The sequence below is a fragment of the Altererythrobacter chaiwopuensis genome, assembly GCF_054957755.1.
Window position 1 is genome coordinate 267,828 of sequence record NZ_JBTXJG010000001.1, and the last position, 24,413, is coordinate 292,240.

Sequence of the window (24,413 nt, forward strand, 5' to 3'; positions counted from 1 at the left end):
AACCGGCTCCTAGACGCGGCGGCGGCGCATGGCAACCAGAGATGCTGCCAATAACAGCATGGCCCACCCGATCGGCAGGAAATTCCCCAGCTTTGCGAACAGGGTTGCAGCGTGCGGCGCGGGAATCATCCCATCAAGCCTTCCGGCAACTCCGCTTTCCACATGCTGGCGCACCACGCCGTTGGCATCAATCACCGCGCTGATCCCTGTGGTGGTGGAGCGCAGCACCGGCAAACCCTCTTCGATCGCACGCATTCTTGCCTGCGCAAGATGCTGCGGCGGCCCCCAGCTTCCGAACCAGCCATCATTCGAGGGATTGAAGATATAGTCTGGCCGGTTCGTGCGGTCGACCACCTGGCCGGAGAACACGATTTCATAGCATATCTGGATTCCGGCATCCCCGAACTTGCCAAGGTCGATAGTTTGCGGGCCCGGCCCCGGCAGATAGTCGATAGATCCCGGCACCAACCGCGACAGGCCCAGCGGCTCCAGAATCGGACGCATCGGCAGATATTCGCCGTAAGGCACCAGATGCGCCTTGGCGTAATTGGCGAAAATACGCCCCTCGCCATCGATCGCGCTCACGGAATTGCGCGCGCTAACGGCCCGGACAATGCCGCCCGCCTGACCCATATCGAGATGGGCCAGGCCGGTGAGCAGCACCGACTTTTCGCCGATCAGCGCCCCGATCCTTTGACGCGCAAAACCGGGATCGGCGCCGGCGGTGCGCGCGCTGTAGTAACGCTGCGGATAGCCATCCTCGAGATAGTCAGGGATCGCCGCTTCGGGCCACAGTACCAGCCGTTCCTGCTCGTTGCCTGGCATGGTCAGTTGCGCGGTGCGGATGAACTGTTCTTCGAACCTGGTCGGATCCTCACGCTCTTCCTGCGGGATCAGCGGCTGGATAAGGGCATAGCGGATCGTCCCTTCGGCATTGGAAATGCCTCCAAGCGGAACATTCATCGCGGCCACCAATGCAGCCGCAAGCACCGCTTGCCCAAGAATGCTGCTGCGCTCGACCGTAAAAATCGCCAACCCCGCGATCAATATCGCCAGGCCGGAAAGCGCATAGGTGCCCAGCCACGGCAGCAGCAGCGCGATGCCCGGGCTGTCAAAATCACCCAGCAGCATCAATCCCAGCGGCGGCCAGGGATATCCGGTGAAGACCCAGCTGCGCAGCCATTCGGTGGCGATCCAGACCGCGGCGAAAAGCGCCGAAAATGGCAGGATTGCTGCATTGCGCCCTGCCAGATGCGCTGCGAGCGCCGCCAGAGCCGGATAGATAGCGAGATAGAGGCACACCAGCGGCACCGCGAACCAGCCGAGGATTGGCGGCATTTCCACCTGAAATGTAAAGGCGGTCGCGATCCAGCTATTCGCGACGGTCAGATGCGACAGGCCAAACAGCCATCCCAGCAGCGCAGCCGATTTCCAGCTTGGGGCTTTGCGGAGTAACGCGATGAACAGCGCCAGCGCGAACAAGCCAATCGGCCATAGGCCCAGCGGCGGGTATCCCGTCGCTCCAACTGCGCCGAACAGGGCCGCGGCCCAGCGCGGATGCGCCAATAACCATTGCCACAGCCTGACGACTTTATCGCTCATGCTGCGACCTGGCTTCCTGGTTGCGCTGGTTCGGCCCCCGGCGGGTTAACCGACGGCTTGCACGCCGTCATCGCTATTGTCGCTAATCTTGCGGCGGCGGCGCGGCTTGGGTGCTTCTTCGCCATCCTTCCGCGCCGAAATTGCGGGCGGCAGCACGGCAGCGTCGATTTCGCCGGACTGTTTGCTTGCTTCTTCGCGCGGCTTGCGGCGCGGGCGGCGCGGCTTGCGCGCTTCATCCGAATCTCCGCCGCTCCCAAACGATCGGTCATCCCTGTCGCGCTCTGTCTCACGCCTGCCTTCAGATGCCTCTGGCGCATCGTCATCGCGGTGATCTTGCTGCGGCTTGCGATGGCGGCGGCGATCCTCACCCTCATCCTCATCGTCATCATCGTAGTTCGACTGGGAGCGTTCATCCTGCCGCTTGGTCCGACCATCGTCCTGGCGGGCCTTGTTGTCGGCGATCACACGGAAATAGTGGTCCGCAAACTGCAGATAGTATTCCATCTGCACCCGGTCACCATTGTGCTGCGCGTCCTGGGCCAGCTTCTTGTACTTGTCGAGCAGCTGCGGAGCGTTGCCCCTTGCGCGGCTGTCAATCCGGTTGGCGTTATTGCCGCCACCGCTCTGATTGCGGCTGCCGCGACCGCGGCGACGATTAATGCGATTATTGTTCAAGGAATGTCATCCTCATTGGAGTTGCCGCGCCGCCAGTTTCCGGCACCGGGCCATCTCACCCCTTTGCTTGAGCTTCGCCACAGGGCGGAGCAGTCCTATCCACATGATCTGGCGAGCGTTGCTGCGCTGCCTGGAAAACTGAAAATGCGGAGCTTTGCTTGTGGTTTGCACGCTGGCGAACCGGAAGCTGATTCGGAACTAGACTCCGAAATGCACTTTGCCAAGTGTTTATCTCAATACCAGGGCGCGCGGGTGGCCGCCAAGGTCATGGCGCAATGCAACACAAAACCCTGCTTCTTGCGAGAGTTGCGTAATATTATCCGCCTGAGTGGAACCGATTTCGAGCACAGCGCCACCTGAATCTGTCAACAACTGGCGCAATTGCGGGATGATGAGGCGGTAATCATCAAGCCCGTCAGGGCCCGCGAACAGCGCCGAGGAGGGCTCGAAATCGCGCACATCGGGTTCAAGCGCGGCATCCTGTTCGACATAGGGCGGGTTGGCGATGATGAGCTCGAATTTTCCCAGATCCGCGGCCCAGCCAGCTGTGTGCCAGTCGCGGTGCAAAATCTGCGCCCGCTCCGCCACGCCCAGCATTGCCGCATTTGCCGCGGCGACAGCTACCGCGCCCAGCGAGAAATCGATGCCCACCCCCTTGAGGCCGGGCCGCTCCGCCAGCAAAGTCAGCAGCAAAGCGCCGGAACCGATACCCAGATCGAGCACGCGGCCTTCCTGCGGCGCTGCCTCGAGCGCGGCTTCGACCACGGTTTCACTGTCGCCGCGCGGGATAAGGACGTCGGGGGTGACCGTGAAGGTGCGCCCGAAAAACTCCGCATGTCCCAGGATATAGGCCACAGGTTCATGCCGCGCGCGCCGCCCTGCCAGCGCGGCAAACTCCGGCGGCGCGGGCGCATCCATATGCCGCAAAAGCATATCGGAACGCGAAACCCCCAGCGCATGCGCCATCAGCAGTTCGCCGTCGAGCCGCGCGGTGTCGCTGGTGCCGGAGAGCTGCCGTGTCGCGGCGCGGATGGCTTGGGCGACTGTCACTGTCACCCTGTGATCTCCTGCGTAGGCAGGAGTCCAGTACACTCCGACCGAGCGCCAAAGGCTCTGGGTTCCTGCTTTCGCAGGAACTCACCCACTATATCTACACCCATCACCCATCCATCGCCGCCAGCCGCTTGGCCTCGTCCTCGGCAGTCAGCGCGCCGATGATCTCCCCAAGTCCGGGTCCAGCCAGCACTTCCTCAAGCTTGTGCAGCGTCAGGCCGATGCGGTGATCGGTCACGCGCCCTTGCGGGAAATTATAGGTGCGGATGCGTTCGGAACGGTCGCCCGAGCCGACCATGGCCTTGCGCGCCTCGGCCTCGGCCCCCTGCGCCTCGTCACGCATTTTTTCATAGAGCCGCGCGCGCAGCACCTGCATCGCCTTGGCGCGGTTCTTGTGCTGGCTGCGCTCATCCTGGCAGATCACCACGAGCCCGCTGGGCAGATGGGTGATGCGCACCGCGCTATCGGTGGTGTTGACGTGCTGCCCGCCCGCGCCCGAAGCGCGGTAGATGTCGATCTTCAGGTCCTTGTCCTCGATCTGGACATCGACCTCGTCCGGCTCGGGCAGCACCGCCACGGTCGCCGCCGAGGTGTGGATGCGCCCGCCGCTTTCGGTCACCGGCACGCGCTGGACGCGGTGGACCCCGCCTTCGAACTTCAGCTTGGCGAACACGCCCTGTCCGCGCACATTGGCGACCACTTCCTTGAAGCCGCCGACTTCGCTGGCGTTCATGCTGACCGGCTCAACCTTCCAGCCCTGCTCCGTGGCATAGCGTTCGTACATGCGGTAAAGGTCGCCCGCGAACAGCGCGGCTTCATCGCCGCCGGTGCCGGCGCGAATTTCCAGCATCGCCGGGCGCATGTCGGCGCTGTCACGCGGCAGCATGGCGATGGCGAGCTGCCGTTCGGCCTCAGGCAGCTTCTGGCGGATTTCCGCCAGTTCCGCCTCTGCCATTTGTTTCATCTCAGGGTCGGCGAGCATCTCTTCGAGGCCCGCGATCTCATTGCGCATTTCCCGCACTTCGCGCGCGGCCTTGGCCACCGGCTCGAGCTCGGCATAGTCGCGGCTCGCCTGGACGAATGCCTCGCCCTCGAGCGTGCCCGAGGCCATGCGCGCCTCAAGCTCGGCGAAGCGATGGGTGATCTGGTCAAGGCGGGCGGCGGGTATGGTCACTGGTTACTCACTACATTCGTCATCCCGGCCCTGAGCCGGGATCCCGCTTCTTGATGACCCGCCGCGAGAAGGAAGCGGGACCCCGGATCAAGTCCGGGGTGACGAAGGAGGCTAGTGCTCTTTGAAACCGATAATTTCTGCAGGCTTTAACTGGATATACTGCCCGTAGTGTATCTGATTCTGCGAAGTAGCGAACCGATCCGCAAAGCTTGTTCGAATACGTTCTAATATGTCGGATGGGTTTTGTTCATTTTGTCCCATACCAACTTTGAATGGGCGGAAGTGAACGCTGATATACTCGCTCCCCACAGCCACCGTCTCTTGCAAGACGATAAGCGAGCAAGGTTCGTCGCGCATAGCCTTGTCAAATCTCTTCTTCTTCGAACCCCTGTCATAGACTTCGACGGAAACACCATGGCTACGAAGTGCTGTCGAGATCATTTGCGTCAGCCCGAAATCGTCAGCTGTTTCGTCGACTAAGGCTACTTCAAGACGTTCGCCGCCACTACCTTCACAAAGCATCGCCAGCCGCTCGATACCCGCAGCCCAGCCGACCGCAGGAGTGGGCGGCCCGCCGAGGCTTTCCATCAGCCCGTCATAACGCCCGCCGCCCAGGATGGTGCTCTGGCTGCCAAGCTTGCCCGCCGCCTCGCTGCCCTCATCAGGCACGAACTCGAACGCCGTATGGCGGTAATAGTCGAGCCCGCGCACCAGGCTTTCGGCGCGGGTCCACTTCACTCCCGCCGCATCGAGCCCGCTCGTCACCGCTTCAAAGAAGGCACGCGCTTCGTCTGACAGGAAGGCGTCGATCTTCGGCGCGCCTGCCAAAAACCCGCGGTCGCGCGGGTCTTTGGAATCGAGAATGCGCAGCGGGTTCTTCTCGAGCCGCTCCTGCGAATCTTCGGACAATTCGCCCCGAACCGCCCTGAAATACTCCACCAGCGCGGCCCGCCAGGCCTCGCGGCTTTCCGCATCGCCCAGCGTGTTAAGGTGCAGCGTCACACCCTCGATCCCGAGCTCACGGATCACCTGATCGGCCATGGCGAGCAGTTCGACATCGGCCTGCGGCTCCGCTGCGCCGATAATCTCGGCATCGATCTGGTGAAACTGGCGATAGCGGCCCTTCTGCGGGCGCTCATAACGGAACAGCGGGCCGTGTGTCGCCACCTTGAGCGGCGCATGCTGCTGCCATCCATTGGTCAGGTAAGCGCGCGCGATCCCGGCGGTGAATTCGGGCCGCAGGGTGAGCGATTCCCCGCCGCGATCCTCAAACGAATACATTTCCTTCGATACGACATCGGTCGTCTCGCCAATGGCGCGGCTGAACACTTCGGTCTTCTCGAACACCGGCATTTCCACCCGGCGGAAGCGATAGAGCCGCCGCACGCGCTCGAAGGTTTCGACCACGAAGGCGAAAGCCTCGGCATCGGCGCCGAAAATATCCTGTGTGCCGCGAATGGCGCCTGGCGTTCTGGCGGAAGTGTTCTTGCTCATCAATTCCTCGTTTCGGTGGGCGCTTAGAGCGATTTCGAGTGAAATGGAACATTTCACGGCTTGGGAGCCGTAGGCGTGCACAGCACAAATCGCGGCGAGACAGGTTTGACGCTTTCGGCGGAACGGGGAAAGCCGCTCGTCGATCAAGCGCTTGCCTCCCTGGCAGGGAGTCGGCAAAGGCCGCGCCCATGAAAAAAGTAACAATTGCGGTCGCCCTCCTTTCCACTGTTGCATTCGCCGGACCGGCACAGTCGCACGCCGCGGAGCGCTCTGCCCCGGTTGCCACGCCGCTTGCCGATGCCACGCCGATGCCGGCCGACACGCCCTGGCCCGGCGGCACGATCACGCTCGATATCGATGCCAGCGATACTTCGCGCGGGGTCTATTCGGTCACCCAGACATTTCCCGTTGCTCCGGGCACAAGCAGGCTGACGCTGCTCTATCCCGAATGGCTGCCGGGCAATCACGCCGCGCGCGGGCCGATCAATCTCGTCAGCAACATCCGCTTTTACGCCAATGACAAGCCGCTCGATTGGAAGCGCAACCCGCTCGACGTCTACCAGTTCGATATCGCGCTGCCGAAAGGGACCAGCGAGGTTACCGCGCGTTTCGTCCACACCTCGCCGGTTACGGGCCGCGAGGGCCGCATCACCATGACGCAGGAAATGCTCAATCTGCAGTGGGAGAAGATGAGTTTCTACCCGGCGGGGCATTACACGCGCCGGATCGCAGTGAAGCCGAGCGTGACCGTGCCCGAGGGATGGAGCACCTTCACAGCGCTCGACGGCAAGGCGCAGCAGGGGAGCCGCGTGAGCTGGGCCGTGACCGATTACGAAACGCTGGTCGATTCGCCGATCTTCGCCGGCAAATATGCGCAGCAATGGGAAATCGGCGAAAACGTACGCCTTGGTGCGGTGGGTGATGCGCCCAAATACCTTGCCCTGGCGCCAGAAAACCTCGCCCGTTTCGAAAAGCTGGTCGACGAGGCCGATGTGCTGTTCGGCACGCGCCAGTTCGACCATTACGACTTTCTGCTGGCGATGACCGACCGGATGGGCGGGATCGGGCTGGAGCACCACCGCTCTTCCGAAAACCAGTATGAGCCGACCGCGCTGATCGACTGGGAAGCGATGGACTGGGATCACAATGTCGTGAGCCACGAGCTGGTGCACAGCTGGAACGGCAAATTCCGCCGCCCGGCGGGCCTGTGGACGCCCGATTTCCGCACGCCGATGCAGAACAGCCTGCTGTGGCTCTATGAAGGGCAAACGCAGTTCTGGGGCTGGGTGCTGGCGGCCCGGTCCGGCCTGCAACGCAAGGACACGATCCTGGGCACGATTGCGCTGGCCGCAGCCAATTATTCCGAAGGTCAGCCGGGCCGCGAATGGCGATCGGTCCAGGACACCACCAATGATCCGATCATCAACTCGCGCCGCCCGCTGCCCTATTCCTCGCTCTCGCGTAGTGAGGATTACTATGTCGAAGGAGCATTGACCTGGCTCGAGGCGGACCAGATCATCCGCCAAGGGACCGGCGGCAAGGCCGGCCTCGATGATTTTGCCAGCGCCTTTTTCGGCAAGACCGACGGCGATTGGGGCGTGCTGACCTACGACTTCGAAGAGATCGTCAGCACGCTGAATGAGGTCTATCCCTATGACTGGGCCAGCTTCCTCGACACGCGCCTGCGCCAGCCGAACCAGCCCGCACCGCTGCGCGGGATCGAAATGGCCGGTTACCGCCTGGTATGGAAGGAAGAACCGAACAGCTACAGCGCCGGGCGGATGAAGGGCAGCAAATATCTCGACCTGTTCTATTCGCTCGGCATCAACCTTGATTCGCAGGGCAAGGTGATCTCGACGCTGTGGGATGGCCCCGCCTTCCGCGCGGGCATCGTCAACGGCTCAATCGTGGTCGCGGTCAATGGCGCGGCCTTTTCGCCTGATGTGATCAAGGAAGCGGTGACCGCGGCCAAGGGCAATAGCGCGCCGCTCGAGCTATTGGTCCGCCGGGGCGACAATTTCGCCACCGTCGCGCTCGATTACCACGGCGGGCTGCGTTATCCTTGGCTCGAGCCAGCCATGGCTGGTGAAGCAGGGCTTGACCGTCTGCTCGCAGCGCGGACGAAATAACGCGCGGTCAGATCATTGATATTGCAGCGCAGCAATGCCGCCAGTAAGGGAGCTGCCATGCAAATCGACAAGATCCCCACCGGTAGCAATCCGCCTGAAGAGCTCAACGTCATCATCGAGGTGCCGACTGGCGGCGAACCGGTGAAGTATGAATTCGACAAGGAATCGGGCGCGCTGTTCGTTGACCGTATCCTGCACACGCCGATGCGCTATCCCGCGAATTACGGCTTCGTGCCGCACACACTCAGCCCCGATGGTGATCCGCTTGACGCGCTGGTGATCGCGCGCAGCCCGTTCATCCCCGGCTGCGTGGTGCGCGCCCGCCCGATCGGCGTGCTCAACCTTGAAGACGAGCATGGCGGCGACGAGAAGCTGATCTGCGTGCCGGTCGACACGACCTTTCCCTATTATTCGGATGTCGGCGAGACCAAGCATCTGCCTTCGATCATCTTCCAGCAGATTGAGCACTTCTTCACCCACTACAAGGATCTGGAAGCCGAAAAATGGGTCCGCGTGGGCAGCTGGGGCGATGCCGAAGAGGCGCGCCGGATCGTGGTCGAGGCGATCGAGCGTTACAAGGGCTGAGCGCTATTCAACCGGGCGGTCGGGATCGAGCAGGTCCTCGGACTGCTTTCCTTTGGCTTGCCTTTCCTTCTTCACCATATCGGTAATCTCGCTTTCAGGCCGCACGTCCTGGTCGAGCCTGGCCGCGGGTGCGGCGCGTTCCGCGGATGGCTTCTCTTCCGGCGCAGGTGCGGATCGCCCGATCGGCAATGCTTCGCTGCGCGCATCGACCCGCAACCGGTAGATCGGCTCTGGCAAGGCGAAGCCGGCCTGCTCCAGCGCATCCTTGACCGCTGCAATCGCCTGGCTGCGCGACTTGTACCAATCGGCTTTCTCCTGGTCGATCCAGGCGAGGAACCGGATCTCGATATTCGAATCCCCGACACGTTCGATCCGCGCCTGTGGTTCGGGATCACCCAGCAGAAAGGGCATCCCCGAAAGCGTATCGATGCCCACCTGCATCGCCACGCGCGGATCGTCATCGGCATCCACCCCCAGCACGAAATCGAACCGGCGCTGCGGATTGCGCGTGTAATTGAGGATCACCGCCTTGAAGACCTGCGCATTGGGGATGCGCAAATGATTGCCGTCGAGCGTCATCAGGATGGTGGCGCGGCTCGTCAGGCGGATCACCCGCCCTTCCAGTTGATCGATCACCACCCAGTCATTGGCGCGGAACGGCTGGCGGATGCTGAGCATCAGCGAGGCGACATAATTCTCGACCGTGTCGCGCATGGAAAAGCCCAGCGCGATGCCGATCACCCCCGCGCCGCCCAGCACAGCGCCCATCAATGCCCCTGCGCCCAGCATATCCAGCGCGATCAGCATCCCGCCGACCACGAACAAAAAGCGGATCGCGCTGCGCACCAGTTCGGAAAGGAAGGGGTTGGGCGTGATGCGTGCCCAAACCCCCTTGAGGCCGGCAATGAGATAGCCAAGCCCGCCGATCAGGACCGCCGTGATCAAGGCCACCAGAATCAACGGCAGCGCCTTCAGGAAATTTCTGCCAAGATCCGAGGTCTGGCCAATTACCGAGAGGTTTTCCTCGACCGAAAGATCGCGCTGCAGCCGGTTCTCGACCGTGACCACGCCTGAAACGCGGCCTGCGATATTGCCCGCCCGCCCGATTGCAGCGGGATCGGCAACCTTGCCCGAAAGCGTGACCACCCCCTCATTCACTTGCACCGCAACGTCGGAATAGGCGGGCAGTTCGGCGAAAATTCCGCTGATCCGTTCTGCGATACGCGCATCCTCGCCCGCATCGCGCGTGGCCTCGATAATCTGCTCTGGCGGTTCAGCTTGGGGAGACGGCGCGGTTACCGAGGGAACAATCGCCAGTGCAGGCCCGCTGACAAGTAACAGCAGCAGCGCAGCGATCGGGCTGAATATTCTACGCATAGGTTGGCACTCCCACGGCCAGCCTATCGCGGATCGGCGCGAAAGCGAAGGAAGGATCAGAGAAGCGCCGAGATACCCTTGAACAGACCGGTAAGGACAAAGGGCAATCCAACCGCCAGGCCCCACAGCGCAACAACGTCACGCCGAAAAGCCTGTGAATAGGATGTATCTCCAGCCTGCTCGTCGCTCAAATCGCTCCAGCGCCGTTCGAACCAGCGGCAAGCCGGAATGATACCGGCCACCAGCACGACAAGGGCAAGATAGGGAATGATCGAATGCGAGCCGGCCTTGAGCGCTTGCACCGTAACGAAAATCTGGAGCCCGGTATAAACCAGCAGCGAATAGGCGATATGGTCGCTCATTGACTTGCGCCAGTCGCGCGTGCGGCCCGTCACTTGCGAGCCATGCGCCCCGTCATGCGAGTATGCATCGTTCATCGAGGTCCCCCCTCAATTCCTTACCGACTCGGGAATATCACAGAGAGAACCCGTTTGCGCAAGAGCGCTAACCATTGCGCCGTAACAACTGCCATGCATAAATCCTGCCAGATTGGCGATGACAGGGGTTTTCTGGGCCGCACACACTGCTAAGGCTGGCGCAATGGACGACCCGACCACTCTTGCCGACGCACCAGCCGAATGCGGCAATGCCGAAGCCATGGCCAATGGCGGACTCGAAGTCATCTCGATCGCCAAGAGCTATGACAAGCGCGCGGTGCTGACCGACATATCGCTGCATGTCGCCAAGGGCGAAGTGCTGGGCCTGCTCGGCCCCAATGGCGCGGGCAAGACGACCTGCTTCTATTCGATCATGGGCCTGGTGCGGCCGGATTCGGGCCGCATCCTGATGGACGGCGAGGATGTGACGCACCTGCCGATGTATCGTCGCGCGATCCTGGGCCTGGGCTATCTGCCGCAGGAAACCAGCATTTTTCGCGGCCTGACGGTGGAACAGAACATCATGTGCGTGCTCGAAATGGTTGAGCCCGATGCCGAAACTCGCAATGCTGAGCTGGAGCGGCTGCTTGACGATTTCGGCCTTACGCGGCTGCGCGAAAGCCCGGCCATGGCGCTTTCGGGGGGCGAACGGCGGCGCTGCGAGATTGCGCGGGCACTGGCGGCGAAGCCTTCGATCATGCTGCTCGATGAACCTTTCGCGGGGATCGATCCGCTGTCGATCAGCGATATCCGCGATCTGGTGAAGGACCTGAAGGAACGCGGCATCGGCGTGCTGATCACCGATCACAACGTGCGCGAAACGCTCGATATCGTCGATCGCGCCTGCATCATCTATGGCGGGCAGGTGCTGTTTTCCGGCTCGCCGCAGGATCTGGTGGCTGACGAAAACGTGCGGCGGCTGTATCTTGGAGAGGGCTTCACGCTCTAGGGGCCAGACTGATGGCGCTCGGACCTCGCCTCGATCTCCGCCAATCGCAATCGCTGGTGATGACGCCGCAGTTGCAGCAGGCGATCAAGCTGCTGGCGCTGTCCAATCTCGAAATCGAGGCCTTCATCGGCGAAGCGCTCGAATCCAATCCGCTGCTCGATGCGGGCGAGGTTTCGCGCGATGACGAGGGCGCCGGTGAACCTGCCGGGGGCGCCGGCGAGGAACCAACGGCAGATTTCTCGATCGGCGATGACAGCGCGCTCGACATCGATCCTGCGGCGCTTGATCGCGACTTCGACACCGGCGATGCCGACTGGGGCGCCGCCTTATCCCGTTCGGCCGATCCCCAACTGCCGGGGATCGAGGAAACCAGCAGCGCCGATGCGAGCCTGGCCGATCATCTGCACGAACAGGTCGGCGCGCTATGCCGGGATGCGCGGCAGGAATTCATCGCGCGGCACATCATCGGCCTGCTCGACGAGGCGGGTTATCTCCGCTTCGACCTGCGCGAGATCGCCGCCGATCTGGGCGTCAGCCTTGCCGAGGCAGAGCAGGCGCTGGCGATCGTCCAGCAGCTTGACCCCAGCGGGGTTGGCGCGCGCTCGCTCAGCGAATGCCTCGCGATCCAGGCGCGCGAGGCCGATCGCTATGATCCCTGCATGGCGCGGCTGATCGACAATCTTGAGCTGGTCGCGCGCGGCGAACTTGCCCGTATCAAGCGCATGTGCGGGGTGGATGACGAGGATTTCGCAGACATGCTGGCCGAACTGCGCAGCTATGACCCGAAGCCCGGCCTCGCCTTCGGCGGCACCCGCACGCAAGCGGTGGTGCCCGACATATTGATCGGCGCATCGCGCGATGGCGGCTGGGACATCAGGATAAACGAGGACACCCTGCCCCGCCTGATCGTCAACCGCGGCTATTACCTCGAGCTGCGCCAGGGCGGCGCCGACAAGGCAACGCGCCGCTGGCTCAAGGAGAAGCTGGCCGATGCCAACTGGCTGATCAAGGCGCTCGACCAGCGGCAGAAGACCATCCTCAAGACTGCGGCCGAGATCGTGAAGCGGCAGGAGGGTTTCTTCCGCCGCGGCGTGTCCGAACTGCGCCCGCTGACCCTGCGCGAAGTGGCCGAGGCGATCGAAATGCACGAAAGCACGGTCAGCCGCGTCACCAGCAACAAGTTCCTGCACTGCGAACGCGGCACGTTCGAGCTCAAGTATTTCTTCTCCAGCGGGGTCGGTTCAAGCGATGGCGAAGGCGCCAGCTCGGAAGCGGTCAAGGCGCGGATCAAGGCGCTGATCGATGCCGAGGATCCGCGCAAGATACTCTCCGATGACACGCTGGTAACGATGCTCAAGGCCGAAGGGCTCGATCTCGCGCGGCGCACCGTGGCCAAATATCGCGAGGCTATGGGGATCGGCTCAAGCGTCCAGCGGCGGCGCGCGAAGAAGCTGGCCGCAGGGGGGTGAATGGAGAATTAGGGTGGGGGAATTAGGTATGCGTTCGCCGGAACTCCTGTCCCCCGAATTTGCTATCCCCCGGAATTCGGGATTCGCAGAACTACGCTGAATTCGTTTATTGAATAAGAAAACGATCTTTTTGGGGGCTACGTGACTGAAGAATACGACGAGCAAAAATGGTTCTTCGACCGTAGAACGGACAAGACCATCATCGGCAGCGCGTTCAGCGATAAACTGAAGGGCCAGAAGCTGCGGATCGCTTCACATATTGTTGAAGGCGAACCCGGACTGAAGTTTGCCGAGGTGAATGGCGAAGTTATCCTTCGCCAAACTCCAGAGGGACGGTATGAAATTAAAGCTACCTTCTTCGTCGATAACAGGAAGATTAAAACGCTGACAATCCAAAGGTTCAGTAGCAAGTCTGGACCATTGGAAAAACAGTATTTCTCATTTGTAGGCGCAGAGATCGATACCTTGCTACAATTCGTGGCGGGTATCAAAACGATGAGTTTCGACGGGGATGGCAAAGTTCATCTTGCCGATGAGGTATTACGCGAAATTGTCCTCGATGAAGGGCAGGCGCGGCAACTTTTTGCAAAAAACCCCGAAGTCTTTCTGGAACTCGCACAGAGTGAAGAAGTCACCCGCGATGTTGTCGCGTTGGGATATCGTCGGAAGCAACTGGCCCACTTTGAGAAACTACTTTCTGATGCTGATTTCTTCGAGGATGAAAAGCAACGGCTGAAATGTCGGCCAGAAGACGTCTGGCAAAAATTCTTCGAAGCGAACACGTGGATTTTCGGATATGGCCTCGCCTACCAATTCCTTTCCGCACTTGACGATAAAAAGCTGGAACAAATTGTGCAAGGTTACGACGTAACCGGCCCCGGCAAGCGTTCCGATGGGTTAATGAAAACCCATGGCCTGATAGGTTCGCTTTGCTTCGTCGAGATCAAACGGCACGACACCGATCTTCTGGCCAAAAGCGAATATAGGTCTGGCGTATGGGCGCCATCCGTCGAGCTAACCTCTGGCACCGCGCAGGTTCAAGGGACGGTTCAGGCTGCGATCGAAAAAATTTGGCAACGGATGTCACCAACGAGCAAGGGTGGCGATCCTACCGGCGAAGACCTGTTCAATTTCGAGCCTCGATCCTTTTTAGTGATCGGTTCGCTCAATGAGTTCCATTCTGCTCGTGGGGTGAACGAATCAAAGTTCCGCTCGTTCGAACTGTACCGGCGAAACACGTCGCGGCCTGAAATCATCACCTTTGATGAACTGCTTGAACGCGCTCGGTTTATTGTCGGACATAGCCCCACCGAACTCTCTCCTAACGCACGAAACGATGACGACATTCCGTTCTAAAATTCCGCAGACAGGGAGTTCGCCGGCCCAGGTACTTTATTGCGCTAACATCAAATCCAGCATTGCCGCAGCACGGTTTGCTCCCGAAACTTCGTCGCTTCGTTCTTTGAATACGCCGTTCAACCTGAGTGTCACATAGCCATGGATCATGGACCATAGCGAAATCGCCAGAGTATGTGGATCGCGCCCACTTTGGCGGGGTAGATTTGCCAACTCATTCACAAATGAATCGTAAAGCGCGTCCATGCAGGCGCTAAGTGCGTCATCGTCCCAATCGACAAGATCTTGGCGCCACATCAGCAGATAGCGATTGGGATGGCGCAGGCCAAATTCCAGAAGCGCTTCCATATAGGCTCGCGCGCGATCCGCAGATTCAGCCTCCGATAGCTTCCTGCGGACATCAGCGTCGAGCATCTGAAACAGGCGAGTAGCCAGCTCCGTGAGCAAAGCTGTGCGATCATCGAAATGATTCGCGGGCGCCGCATGAGAAACCTGCGCTCGGCGCGCGACCGCACGGATGGTCACGGCATCAGGCCCAGCTTCATCCAACAGGTTAAATGCCTGCAATATCAGCGACTCTTTGAGTGATCCGTGGTGGTATCCGCTTTTCTTATCCTGGTTCATTATCCGATATTGACAGCGACAACTTTGCTTGTAAATTGACAGCGACAACATAAGAGCCCTCGGGTCGTTCGCATATAAAACCTACCTAAAGAACTCCGGAGACGAATTCCGGGGGCAGTATAGCCAATTCAGTTTGGCAAGTGCACCCACGCCTCGATCCCCTCCCCTCCAGGGAGAAAAGGGTCAGGCTCTGTCTCCCGGTGCGAAACAATGGCTTGCCCCGGCACGGGTCGCAGGTGACGGCAGGAGGGGCGGGTCGCAAATGCCCCTCCACCATCGCGCGGCCAAAGCCTTGGATGGTCCCCCTCCCCGTGCCGGGGAAGTACACTTGCGCTTCCGCCCTGTTTTCCTACGCGGGCGTGCATCGCTATCCCTTGCGCCATGACCATCGCCATGCCCCATCATCACCGCCCATCCTTGCCCGATCGCGCGCCGCTATGCCCCCTGTCCGCGCCATCATGCGCGCGCACCGCGACGGCGGCGGAATTTCTTTTCTATAAGTGTGTTCCATGCGTTCCAACCGTGCCCTGCGTGCGGCGAACCGAGTGGCACCACGGCAACCCCGCGCGTTCACCATGCCCTGTGGATAAGTGTGACTCAAAAGACTCACAATTGCCCACGACCCGCGGCTTTCCAGCGGTTTACGCTAAATTAACCTTTTCCGTTCAGACCTTGTGTGGTTAATTCAAGGCAACCCTTCCTGACGGGAGGTTACTGGCCAGGCTCTAGGGCAAAGGGGGGAACCACCCATGCGCGTGCTGTTGATTGAGGACGAACCGACAACCGCCAAGGCGATCGAGCTGATGCTCACGACCGAAGGCTTCAATGTCTATTCGACCGACCTGGGCGAAGAAGGCCTGGATCTGGGCAAACTGTATGATTACGACATCATCCTGCTCGATCTGAACCTGCCCGATATGCACGGCTATGACGTGCTCAAGAAGCTGCGCGTGGCCAAGGTGCAAACGCCGGTGCTGATCCTTTCGGGCATTTCCGAAATGGACAGCAAGATCCGCAGCTTCGGCTTTGGCGCTGACGATTACGTGACCAAGCCGTTCCACCGCGAGGAGCTGGTCGCCCGCATCCACGCCGTGGTGCGCCGTTCGAAGGGCCACAGCCAGTCGGTCATCCGCACCGGCAAGCTGGCGGTGAACCTCGATGCCAAGACCGTGGAAGTCGATGGCGCGCGGGTGCACCTGACCGGCAAGGAATATGCCATGCTGGAGCTGCTTTCGCTGCGCAAGGGCACCACGCTGACGAAGGAAATGTTCCTCAACCACCTTTATGGCGGGATGGACGAGCCCGAACTCAAGATCATCGACGTGTTCATCTGCAAGCTGCGCAAGAAATTGAGCCATGCCTGCGGCGGTGACAATTACATCGAGACCGTGTGGGGCCGCGGCTATGTGCTGCGCGACCCGGACGAGCAGGCCGAAGCCGCCTAAGGGCTCGATCCGGCAAGATCAGCGGGAAATCGCCTCGTAGCGCTTGCTACGGGGCGATTTTTGTTTAGTCCGCCCACCGTCATGAGTGCATTCAAGCAAGGCGATCCTACAACCCTTGGTAGGCTCTACGGCCGCAGCCAGGGCAAGCCGCTGCGCGCGCGCCAGCAAGGCCTGGTCGACAATCTGCTGCCGCAGATCGCGGTGCCAGCCGAAGGCCCGGTGACTTCGGAACGTTTGTTCGGCGACTCGCGCCCCTTGCACTTCGAAATCGGCTTCGGCGGCGGCGAACACCTGGCCTATCGCGCCGATCTGCTCCCCGATCACGGGTTCATCGGCGCGGAACCTTTCGTCAACGGCGTGGCGCAGGCGCTGACCCATATCGAGGAACGGCGGCTCGCCAATGTGCGGCTGCAAATGGGCGATGCGCTGGAGGTGCTGGCGCGCGTGCCCGACGGTGCGCTGGCCATGATCTACCTGCTCCATCCCGATCCCTGGCCCAAGGCCAAACATGCCAAGCGGCGGATGATGAATGACGGGCCGGTGCAGATGTTTGCGCGCAAGCTCAAGCCTGGCGGCGAGTTTCGCTTCGGCACCGATCATCCGGTGTATCTGCGCCATGCACTGATGGTGATGCAGCGCCACACCGGCAGCTTCGAATGGTTGGTCGAAGGGCGGTCAAGCTGGGAAAACCGTCCCTCCGGCTGGCCCGAGACGCGCTATGAAACCAAGGCCCGCACCGTCTATGGCCACGAGGTCTGGTACTTCAGATACCGGCGCCGCTGACGCAGAGGGGCGGAACTTGGCGGTTCCGTTCACGCTGCTATGGTCAGCCGTGCTTGCCCTTTTCCCAGCCGTGATCCGCCAGAACTTCACCGGCAAATGACGCCGCACCAGCCTCCAGCGAAGTGCCCATGCTGTCATTCCAGCGATTGAGGAAGCCGAACAGGGCGACCACGCCCAGTATTTCGACGATCTCCTCGTCATTCCAGTGAGCGCGCAGGTTCTGGGCAATTTCCGGCGTTACGGCATTGGGAATGCTGGCTGCACTGACAGCAAAATCGAACGCCGCGCGTTCGGCATCGCTGAACAGGGGGCTGGTCTGATATTCCCAGATCGCCTCCAGCCTTTCGGCAGATGCGCCATAACGCTTGGCCGCAAGCGCTGTGTGCGCCTGGCAATAGCGGCATCCGCTGGCCAGGCTCGCGAGCATGCCGATAAAGCGCTTCTGCTCCGAGGTTACCCTGCCCTCATTGGCCATGACCGCCTTGTTGAGATTGATGAATGCCTCCGCGATCTTGGGGCGCCGCTGCATTGTCAGAACGCTGTTGGGGGTAAATCCGAGGGTTTCATCGAAGAAGGCAGCAAGTTCCTGCACCTCTGGCGATGATCCTTTTTCAAGCGGCGCGACAAGCAACATGCGCAAAATCTCCATTCAAATATACGCTGCGATCAGGAGACTGTAGCAATTATAATTGCAAATTCAACTATTGTCAGTGTCGTCCTCAAAGATTTCCTGTGCGACAATGGCGGAATCGATGCGGTCCAGGAATTCGATCAGTAGTGCGAATTCGCCGGCCGAGAAAAGCGAACGACATTCTTCGCCCGAGTGCTGCATACGCGGCACGATCGCCTGGCAGTAAGCGTCCCCTGCGGGAGTCAGCTCGATCGTCTGGCTGCGGTTATCCTTTTCGTTCGGTCGGCGTCTGACGCAATCAAGTTTGACCAACCGCGCCACTGCCCGGCTGATTGTTGCGCGATCCATTCCCGTGAGGTTCGCAAGTTCCGACGGGGTGCATGAGCCAGTTATGCCCAGCATGCCCAGAACGCGCCATTCGCGCGCAGACATCCCGGTGTGCCGCACGTATCGATCGGTTGTCGCGTTGCGGATACGCAGGGAAAGCCTGGCAAGGCGATAGGGCAGATGAAGCTCAAGATCGACAGTCATGCCCCACCGTCCCATCATCTGATTGTAGTTGCAAGCAGTTACCGCTCATGATAGTTGTATATGCAACTAAATTAGAGTGATCGATCATCAGTGGGGAGGTTCATGATGCAAATTCGGACAAAAGTGTTGCTCGCACTTGGCACTAGCGTTTGGGCGATGCCCGTGGCGGCACAGGAAAGCGAGGGCGCGCAAACCGGTAATACAGTCCCCGAAATTCTCGTCACCGCCCAGAAGCGTGAGGAAACGCTTTCAAGCGTTCCGATCGCGGTAACCGCCGTCAGCGGGGAAGCCTTGAGCGAAAGGGGTGCCTATGACACCTCGGCGATCGCGTCGCTCTCTCCCAACGTAAACTTCGCCAATGAAACCAGCCGCGATGCCGTTTTCATTACCATCCGCGGCATTTCGGGAACCGACAACCGCAATGAAGCCGATCCGACCACGGCATTCCACATTGACGGTGCCTATGTCCCCCGCCTTTCTGGCGCCAACGCATACTTCTACGATCTTGACCGCGTAGAGGTTTTGCGCGGCCCGCAAGGCACGCTTTACGGCCGCAACAGCACGTCTGGTGCCGTGAACGTGGTCAGCGCCAAGCCAACCGGCGAGCTCGGCGGCCATGTCGAGATGCTCTATGGCAATTTCGACCGGTTCCTGGTCACGGGTGCTGTGAACCTGCCGATCGCCGATGATCGTCTGGCCCTTCGCGCAGCCTTCATCTCTGAGGACAGGGAGGGGTTTCGCGACAATACGCCAGCGCTGCAGAAGGGCGACGACATAGATGATTTTGCCGCTCGCGTGCATCTGTCGGCCAAGCCGACAGATGCGCTTGACCTGCTTTTCACCTATGAAGTCTACACCCGCGAGGGTGTCGGCGGTGTCCAGGGTTTGCTGCCGTTCAGCGGCAATCCGCGCCCCGATCAGGTCGTCACGGATCGCCGGAAATTCCCGCTCGACACGCAGGGTTTCCGCAACAATGACACCGAATCCTTCCGCGCCCAGGCGAATTTTGACCTTGGTGTGGCAACAGCCACCTATCAATTCGCCTGGCGCCGCGAAGAGCGCGAATCCTTCAACGACCTTGACGGCACGGCCATTTCGGATTCGACGCTTGGCGAAGTGTTCAAGTCCGGCGCCAAGACGCACGAATTGCGGCTGACGTCGAACGGAGACAAAGCATTCGACTGGATGATCGGGGGCTTCATCCTCGACGAAACCATCAACAGCGTATTCAACATCCAGATTCCAACCGCGATCGGCGCGTTCAGCAGGCTTGATTTCGATTTCGTCGACCGCGACCAATCGAACGAATCCTGGGCGGTGTTCGGGCAGGCCAATTTGGCATTGTCGGATCAGCTCGATCTGACGCTGGGCGCGCGCTATACGCGTGACGACAAGGACAAACCTGACAGCGCGCAAATCATTCGCCGGCTCGATGCGAACGGGCCACCGCCGCTGCAAACCATCGTGCAGAACCAGAGCGCAGACTGGGACAAGGTCACCTGGCGGGCAGCACTCGATTACACGCTAAGTGATGACACCTTGCTCTATGCCAGCGTCAGCACCGGCTACAAGGCCGGCGGGTTCAACCGCGGGGCGAGCCAGGCGATCTACAATCCCGAAACAGTCACCGCCTATGAAGTGGGCGCCAAAACCAATGCTTTTGACGATCGGCTGCGGCTGGGCGTTGCAGCCTTCTATTACGATTACAGGAATCTCCAGCTGGCTCAGGTCGAGACCGCTGCAAACAATGTGATCGAGAACATCACCCGCAATGCAACTTCGGCCACAATCTGGGGCCTGGAAGCAGAGGGCGAGGCACGTTTCGGACAGAGCACGAAGATCGACTTCGCCTTGGGTTATCTCAACGCCGAGTTCGATTCCTTTCCCAATGTGCTTGACGATCTGACCGGCGCGATCGAAGACCTGTCCGGCAATCGGCTGGTCAACGCACCCCGCCTTTCCGGAACCATCGGGCTGGAGCCCCATGAATTCGATCTTGGCGGCGGAACGCTGACACCGCGTGTCCAGGTGCATTATGAAAGCTCGGCATTCCTGCGCATCCAGAACCAGCCACACGACCGCCGTGGCAGCTACACGCGCAGCGATGCCCGGTTGCGCTACGAACAGGCAAATTCACGCTGGTTCGCTGAGGCCTATGTCGAGAATATCGAGAACCACAATGTCGTGTCATCGGTCTCCGCTGGGACGCTCATCATTGGCGTGGGCCCCAGCTTCAAGGGTGTGTTTCTTGCCCCGCGCACATATGGCATGCGGATCGGCGCCAAGTTCTAGGGTGTGATACTCAGCCCGCGGCGGCGAAGGTGAAATCGACCATGATCTCGCTGGAAATATCCTCCAGCGAGGTCTGGACTTCCTCGGGCGAGACGCCCTTGGGCAAGGTCACACGCACCTGAGCGCGGAACAGGTGCTCGCCGCCCCAGGCGCCGGTTTCCTCGCCGCTCGACAGGCTCTCTATATTGGCGCCCAGCCCGGCCAGCACCGCGGTGACCTGGCGGATGATGCCGGGCCGATCCTGGCCGATCAGCTCGAACAGCAGCGAAGCCTGCGGCGGCGCAGGCTCCTCGCCCGCCGGATTGATCACCACGCTGAGGCCATCAGCATCGATTGCCTGGACCTGTCGTTCCAGCGCGGCGACATTTTCAGCCGGCAGTTCGACCAGTACCGAGCCGACATAGAGCCCGCCCAGCCGGCTCAGATGCCCTTCCTTCCAGTTGCCGCCAGCCGCCAGCACCGCTTCGGACAGGGCAGAGGTCAGGCCAGGGCGATCGCTGCCGGTAACCGAGAGGACGATACGGGCCGTCTCGCTCATCCTGCTTCAGCCCACCACGCCAGCCGCCGCCAGCACGGCCAGCGTCAGCACTTCAGGCGCGATCGCGGTCATCGGCGCGATCTGGACCGGCTTTTCCATCCCGATCAGCATCGGGCCGATAGTGGCATTGCCCGCCAGCTCGCGCAGCAACTTGGCCGATAGATTGGCCGATTGCAGCCCCGGCATGACCAGCACATTCGCCGGGCCAGACAGGCGGCTGAAGGGATAGAGCTGCATCACCTTGGGGTTGAGCGCGGCATCTGGCGCCATTTCGCCCTCATATTCGAAGCCCGGCTCCTCAGCGTCGAGGATCGCCACCGCATCGCGGATATTGCCCAGCCATTGGCCCGAGGGATTGCCAAAGGTCGAATAGCTGAGGAAGGCCACCCGCGGTTCGTGCCCCATGCGCCGGGCCACCGCCGCCGTCTCGCGCGCGATCTGTGCCAGCATCTCGGCGGTCGGCCGCTCGTTGATGGTGGTGTCCGCAAGGAAGGTGGTGTGGTTCTTGCCCACCATCATGTGAATACCGAACGGCACCGAACCCGGCTTGGGATCGAGCACCCGATTCACCTCGCGCGCGGTCTGCGAGAATGTACGGGTCAGGCCGGTGATCATCGCATCGCCATGGCCCAGCGCCACCAGCAAGGCAGAGAAGACATTGCGTTCCTGGTTGACCATGCGGCGCACGTCGCGCTCGGTATAGCCCTTGCGCTGAAGCCGCTTGTAGAGATAGTCGACCATCTCCGGCACATATGACGAATCCGCCGAGTTCTGGATCTCGAAGCTGCCAGGATCCGACACGCCGAGAATATGCAGCCGGTCAACCACCTGCTTTGTCCGCCCGACCAGAATCGGCGTGCCATAGCCAAAATCGCGATACTGGATTGCCGCACGCAGCACGACGTCTTCCTCGGCTTCGGCGAACACCATCCGCTTGGGATTGGCCTTGCACACCTCGTACACGCTGGTCAGCGCGGCGGTGGTAGGATTGAGCCGCGCCTTCAACGACAGGCGATAGGCATCGAAATCCTCGATCGGAGCCAGCGCGACGCCAGAATCCATCGCCGCCTTGGCCACGGCCGAGGAAACCACCTCGATCAGCCGCGGATCGAACGGCGCGGGGATAATGTAATCCGTGCCGAACTTCTGGTTGATACCATAGGCGGCGGCCACTTCGTCTGGCACACGCTGGCGCGCCAGATCGGCAATCGCGTGCGCCGCTGCAACCTTCATTTCCTCGTTGATTGTGGTTGCCTGCACATCAAGCGCACCACGAAAGATGAAGGGGAAGCCAAGCACATTGTTGACCTGGTTAGGGAAATCGCTGCGCCCGGTGGCGATGATCGCATCGGGCCGCACGGCCTTGGCTTCATCGGGCATGATCTCGGGCGTGGGATTGGCCATGGCGAAAATGATCGGCTTGTCCGCCATCTTCTTGATCCATTCGGGCTTGAGCGCGCCGGCCGCGCTGAGGCCAAGGAAGATATCCGCGCCATCCAGCGCTTCCTCGAGGCTGCGCGCCTCGGTCGGCACGGCATGCGCGCTCTTCCATTGATCGACTCCCTCGCGGCCCGGATAGATCGGGCCTTGCCGGTCGCACACGATCACGTTTTCATGCGGGACGCCGACCGACTTGATGAGCGCGGTGCAGGCCAGCGCCGAGGCGCCTGCCCCGTTCACCACCATGCGGCAGTCCTTCAGATCGCGCCCGGTCAGCAGCGCGGCATTGATCAGGCCGGCGGTTGCAATGATCGCGGTGCCATGCTGGTCATCATGCATCACCGGGATCTTCATCCGCTCGCGCAATGCCTGTTCGATGATGAAGCATTCGGGTGCGGCAATATCTTCCAGATTGATCCCGCCGAAAGTCGGCTCCATCAGCGCGACCGCCTCGATGAACTTGTCCGGATCCTCCGTATCGAGCTCGATATCGATCGAATCCACATCGGCGAAACGCTTGAACAGCACCGCCTTGCCTTCCATCACCGGCTTGGCGGCGAGCGCACCGAGGTTGCCCATGCCCAGGATGGCCGTGCCGTTGGTGATTACTGCCACGAGGTTCGAACGGGCCGTGTATCTGGCAGCCATCGAGGGATCGGCTGCGATCGCTTCGACCGGTGCGGCGACGCCGGGCGAATAGGCCAGGCTGAGGTCGCGCTGCGTCGCCATCGGCTTGGAGGCGATGATCTCGATCTTACCGGGGCGGATCGTCTCGTGATAGAACAGCGCCTCGCGCGTCGTGAATGTGGTTTTGATCTCGTCGGCCAAGGCGTTCCTCCTGTCTGCCGCTTCCCCTAAACGAGCCTCTGCAAGAGCGATAGGGGGAAAGCTGTGTCGGGATTCAGAAAGCTATGCCCGGCCGCAAGACGAACTGGAACAGCAGTAACAGGCTCAGCCAACCGGTCAAAAGCCATGTCGCTGCGACGCCGGTAGGTTGCTTGATTGCCTCGATGCGTGATGCGCGCGCAAGAAAGACGCTCAGCCACAGGAAACCAAAAACGCCAAGGATCATCGGTGCAATGAGCAGGTTGCCAAGCCCGGATGGCCAGCGAAATGGTGACGCGAGCAACGTTCCAAGAACAATCTGCGCCATGAGCCCCAAAAGCAGCTTCCCGCGCGACAGCCGGTCAGAACCTATAACGGTCGCAAGACGCGGCGCGACCGCCGCCGCCATAGCCGGAATCAGTAACATTGCAGCCACGGCAAGGCCGACCTGCAGAGCAACGGGAATGCCTAGATAATTCATTGAATCGCCAAAATCGGTTTGTGGCGCGAAGACCCCGCTTGGCACTTGCAAGGTCGACTGGATGATGCCGTGAAAGGCAAGCCAGCTTGCCAGTAATCGGGACCATGCCGAAGTGAACCAGCCGCTTGCAACCGCAATCACAAAGCATGCCCCCATGATGAAGATAGCGATAGCGCCGCTGGCTTGCAGCAGGTCCGCAATCGGATTGTCACCGTTCCAGGTATGGTTGTTGTGATACAATACAGGATCGAGGTCTGGCACTAGCGCCTTTGGAAAAACGAGAAACAACTCCTGAACAAAGAAAGTGAGGTTGTAGGCGAGCGCGTAGGCAAGAGCCGAAGCCACGATGACCGCCCAACCCGGCGAGGTTTCGCCAAAGCTCGCAGTATCGGCCTGCCCTGCTATGCCTTGGCGTTTCTCCCAAATCAAAGCGAGTGGAGCAACGAGCAGGATAAGAGCTATCGCAACCCAAGTGACTATGCTTGCAACCGGCATCAAGGCATCCTCATGTGTATTATTGATA

Annotated in this window: 21 protein-coding genes; 8 read left to right on the forward strand and 13 right to left on the reverse strand. The window is 60.8% G+C overall.

Annotated features, from left to right (window positions below; translation table 11 throughout):
- Positions 1 to 9: 9 nt before the first annotated feature.
- From lnt to hisS, 5 genes are all read right to left on the reverse strand, one after another.
- The gene (gene lnt / locus ACX2DJ_RS01370) at positions 10 to 1,602 is read right to left on the reverse strand and encodes an apolipoprotein N-acyltransferase (RefSeq protein ID WP_462570547.1); all 1,593 of its coding nucleotides are present in this window, start codon (positions 1,600 to 1,602) and stop codon (positions 10 to 12) included.
- A gap of 45 nt (positions 1,603 to 1,647) precedes the next feature.
- On the reverse strand, positions 1,648 to 2,277 hold the full coding sequence (locus ACX2DJ_RS01375) for a DUF4167 domain-containing protein (protein WP_462570548.1): 630 nt from the start codon (positions 2,275 to 2,277) through the stop codon (positions 1,648 to 1,650).
- A gap of 228 nt (positions 2,278 to 2,505) precedes the next feature.
- Positions 2,506 to 3,327, reverse strand: a complete 822-nt coding sequence (gene prmC / locus ACX2DJ_RS01380) for a peptide chain release factor N(5)-glutamine methyltransferase (protein WP_462572521.1) — start codon at positions 3,325 to 3,327, stop codon at positions 2,506 to 2,508.
- Between the two features lie 109 nt (positions 3,328 to 3,436).
- Positions 3,437 to 4,504 (reverse strand): peptide chain release factor 1, encoded by a 1,068-nt coding sequence (gene prfA, locus ACX2DJ_RS01385; protein WP_462570549.1) that lies wholly within the window; start codon positions 4,502 to 4,504, stop codon positions 3,437 to 3,439.
- Positions 4,505 to 4,615: 111 nt separating this feature from the next.
- Positions 4,616 to 5,998 carry a histidine--tRNA ligase gene (gene hisS, locus ACX2DJ_RS01390; protein WP_462570550.1) on the reverse strand — a complete coding sequence of 461 codons (1,383 nt, stop codon included), beginning with the start codon at positions 5,996 to 5,998 and terminating at the stop codon, positions 4,616 to 4,618.
- A gap of 188 nt (positions 5,999 to 6,186) precedes the next feature.
- Here hisS and ACX2DJ_RS01395 point away from each other — a divergent pair, with 188 nt between their 5' ends.
- Complete coding sequence (locus ACX2DJ_RS01395; protein ID WP_462570551.1) at positions 6,187 to 8,127, forward strand: M61 family metallopeptidase; 1,941 nt, start codon at positions 6,187 to 6,189, stop codon at positions 8,125 to 8,127.
- Positions 8,128 to 8,184: 57 nt separating this feature from the next.
- A complete protein-coding gene (gene ppa / locus ACX2DJ_RS01400; protein WP_462570552.1) occupies positions 8,185 to 8,712 on the forward strand; it encodes an inorganic diphosphatase in 528 nt (175 codons plus the stop codon).
- A gap of 3 nt (positions 8,713 to 8,715) precedes the next feature.
- Here the strand turns inward: ppa and ACX2DJ_RS01405 are convergent, their stop codons facing one another.
- Both ACX2DJ_RS01405 and ACX2DJ_RS01410 read right to left on the reverse strand, forming a co-directional pair.
- Positions 8,716 to 10,089, reverse strand: a complete 1,374-nt coding sequence (locus ACX2DJ_RS01405; RefSeq protein WP_462570554.1) for a mechanosensitive ion channel domain-containing protein — start codon at positions 10,087 to 10,089, stop codon at positions 8,716 to 8,718.
- Between the two features lie 56 nt (positions 10,090 to 10,145).
- Complete coding sequence (locus ACX2DJ_RS01410; protein ID WP_462570555.1) at positions 10,146 to 10,526, reverse strand: hypothetical protein; 381 nt, start codon at positions 10,524 to 10,526, stop codon at positions 10,146 to 10,148.
- A gap of 163 nt (positions 10,527 to 10,689) precedes the next feature.
- On the opposite strand from ACX2DJ_RS01410, the gene lptB reads away from it, so the two are divergent.
- The 3 genes from lptB to ACX2DJ_RS01425 all read left to right on the forward strand — a co-directional run bounded on the left by lptB (position 10,690) and on the right by ACX2DJ_RS01425 (position 14,300).
- The gene (lptB, locus tag ACX2DJ_RS01415) at positions 10,690 to 11,475 is read left to right on the forward strand and encodes an LPS export ABC transporter ATP-binding protein (RefSeq protein ID WP_462570556.1); all 786 of its coding nucleotides are present in this window, start codon (positions 10,690 to 10,692) and stop codon (positions 11,473 to 11,475) included.
- Positions 11,476 to 11,486: 11 nt separating this feature from the next.
- Positions 11,487 to 12,944, forward strand: a complete 1,458-nt coding sequence (gene rpoN, locus ACX2DJ_RS01420) for an RNA polymerase factor sigma-54 (protein ID WP_462570557.1) — start codon at positions 11,487 to 11,489, stop codon at positions 12,942 to 12,944.
- A gap of 141 nt (positions 12,945 to 13,085) precedes the next feature.
- On the forward strand, positions 13,086 to 14,300 hold the full coding sequence (locus ACX2DJ_RS01425; RefSeq protein WP_462570558.1) for a Shedu immune nuclease family protein: 1,215 nt from the start codon (positions 13,086 to 13,088) through the stop codon (positions 14,298 to 14,300).
- Between the two features lie 36 nt (positions 14,301 to 14,336).
- On the opposite strand, the gene ACX2DJ_RS01430 is transcribed toward ACX2DJ_RS01425, so the two are convergent.
- Positions 14,337 to 14,924 (reverse strand): TetR/AcrR family transcriptional regulator, encoded by a 588-nt coding sequence (locus ACX2DJ_RS01430; protein WP_462570559.1) that lies wholly within the window; start codon positions 14,922 to 14,924, stop codon positions 14,337 to 14,339.
- 749 nt (positions 14,925 to 15,673) lie between these two features.
- On the opposite strand from ACX2DJ_RS01430, the gene ctrA reads away from it, so the two are divergent.
- Both ctrA and trmB read left to right on the forward strand, forming a co-directional pair.
- Complete coding sequence (ctrA, locus tag ACX2DJ_RS01435; protein ID WP_462570560.1) at positions 15,674 to 16,369, forward strand: response regulator transcription factor CtrA; 696 nt, start codon at positions 15,674 to 15,676, stop codon at positions 16,367 to 16,369.
- Between the two features lie 81 nt (positions 16,370 to 16,450).
- Positions 16,451 to 17,152, forward strand: a complete 702-nt coding sequence (gene trmB / locus ACX2DJ_RS01440) for a tRNA (guanine(46)-N(7))-methyltransferase TrmB (protein ID WP_462570561.1) — start codon at positions 16,451 to 16,453, stop codon at positions 17,150 to 17,152.
- Positions 17,153 to 17,195: 43 nt separating this feature from the next.
- Here the strand turns inward: trmB and ACX2DJ_RS01445 are convergent, their stop codons facing one another.
- Complete coding sequence (locus ACX2DJ_RS01445) at positions 17,196 to 17,801, reverse strand: carboxymuconolactone decarboxylase family protein (RefSeq protein WP_462570562.1); 606 nt, start codon at positions 17,799 to 17,801, stop codon at positions 17,196 to 17,198.
- 48 nt (positions 17,802 to 17,849) lie between these two features.
- The gene (locus tag ACX2DJ_RS01450) at positions 17,850 to 18,314 is read right to left on the reverse strand and encodes a MarR family winged helix-turn-helix transcriptional regulator (RefSeq protein WP_462570563.1); all 465 of its coding nucleotides are present in this window, start codon (positions 18,312 to 18,314) and stop codon (positions 17,850 to 17,852) included.
- 162 nt (positions 18,315 to 18,476) lie between these two features.
- Here ACX2DJ_RS01450 and ACX2DJ_RS01455 point away from each other — a divergent pair, with 162 nt between their 5' ends.
- A complete protein-coding gene (locus ACX2DJ_RS01455) occupies positions 18,477 to 20,606 on the forward strand; it encodes a TonB-dependent receptor (protein WP_462570564.1) in 2,130 nt (709 codons plus the stop codon).
- A gap of 10 nt (positions 20,607 to 20,616) precedes the next feature.
- Here ACX2DJ_RS01455 and ACX2DJ_RS01460 read toward each other — a convergent pair whose 3' ends face one another.
- The 3 genes from ACX2DJ_RS01460 to ACX2DJ_RS01470 form a co-directional block, all read right to left on the reverse strand.
- A complete protein-coding gene (locus ACX2DJ_RS01460; protein WP_462570566.1) occupies positions 20,617 to 21,144 on the reverse strand; it encodes a glycine cleavage system transcriptional repressor in 528 nt (175 codons plus the stop codon).
- Positions 21,145 to 21,150: 6 nt separating this feature from the next.
- Positions 21,151 to 23,412 (reverse strand): NADP-dependent malic enzyme, encoded by a 2,262-nt coding sequence (locus ACX2DJ_RS01465; protein WP_462570567.1) that lies wholly within the window; start codon positions 23,410 to 23,412, stop codon positions 21,151 to 21,153.
- 73 nt (positions 23,413 to 23,485) lie between these two features.
- The gene (locus ACX2DJ_RS01470) at positions 23,486 to 24,385 is read right to left on the reverse strand and encodes a hypothetical protein (RefSeq protein ID WP_462570568.1); all 900 of its coding nucleotides are present in this window, start codon (positions 24,383 to 24,385) and stop codon (positions 23,486 to 23,488) included.
- Between the last annotated feature and the right edge of the window lie 28 nt (positions 24,386 to 24,413).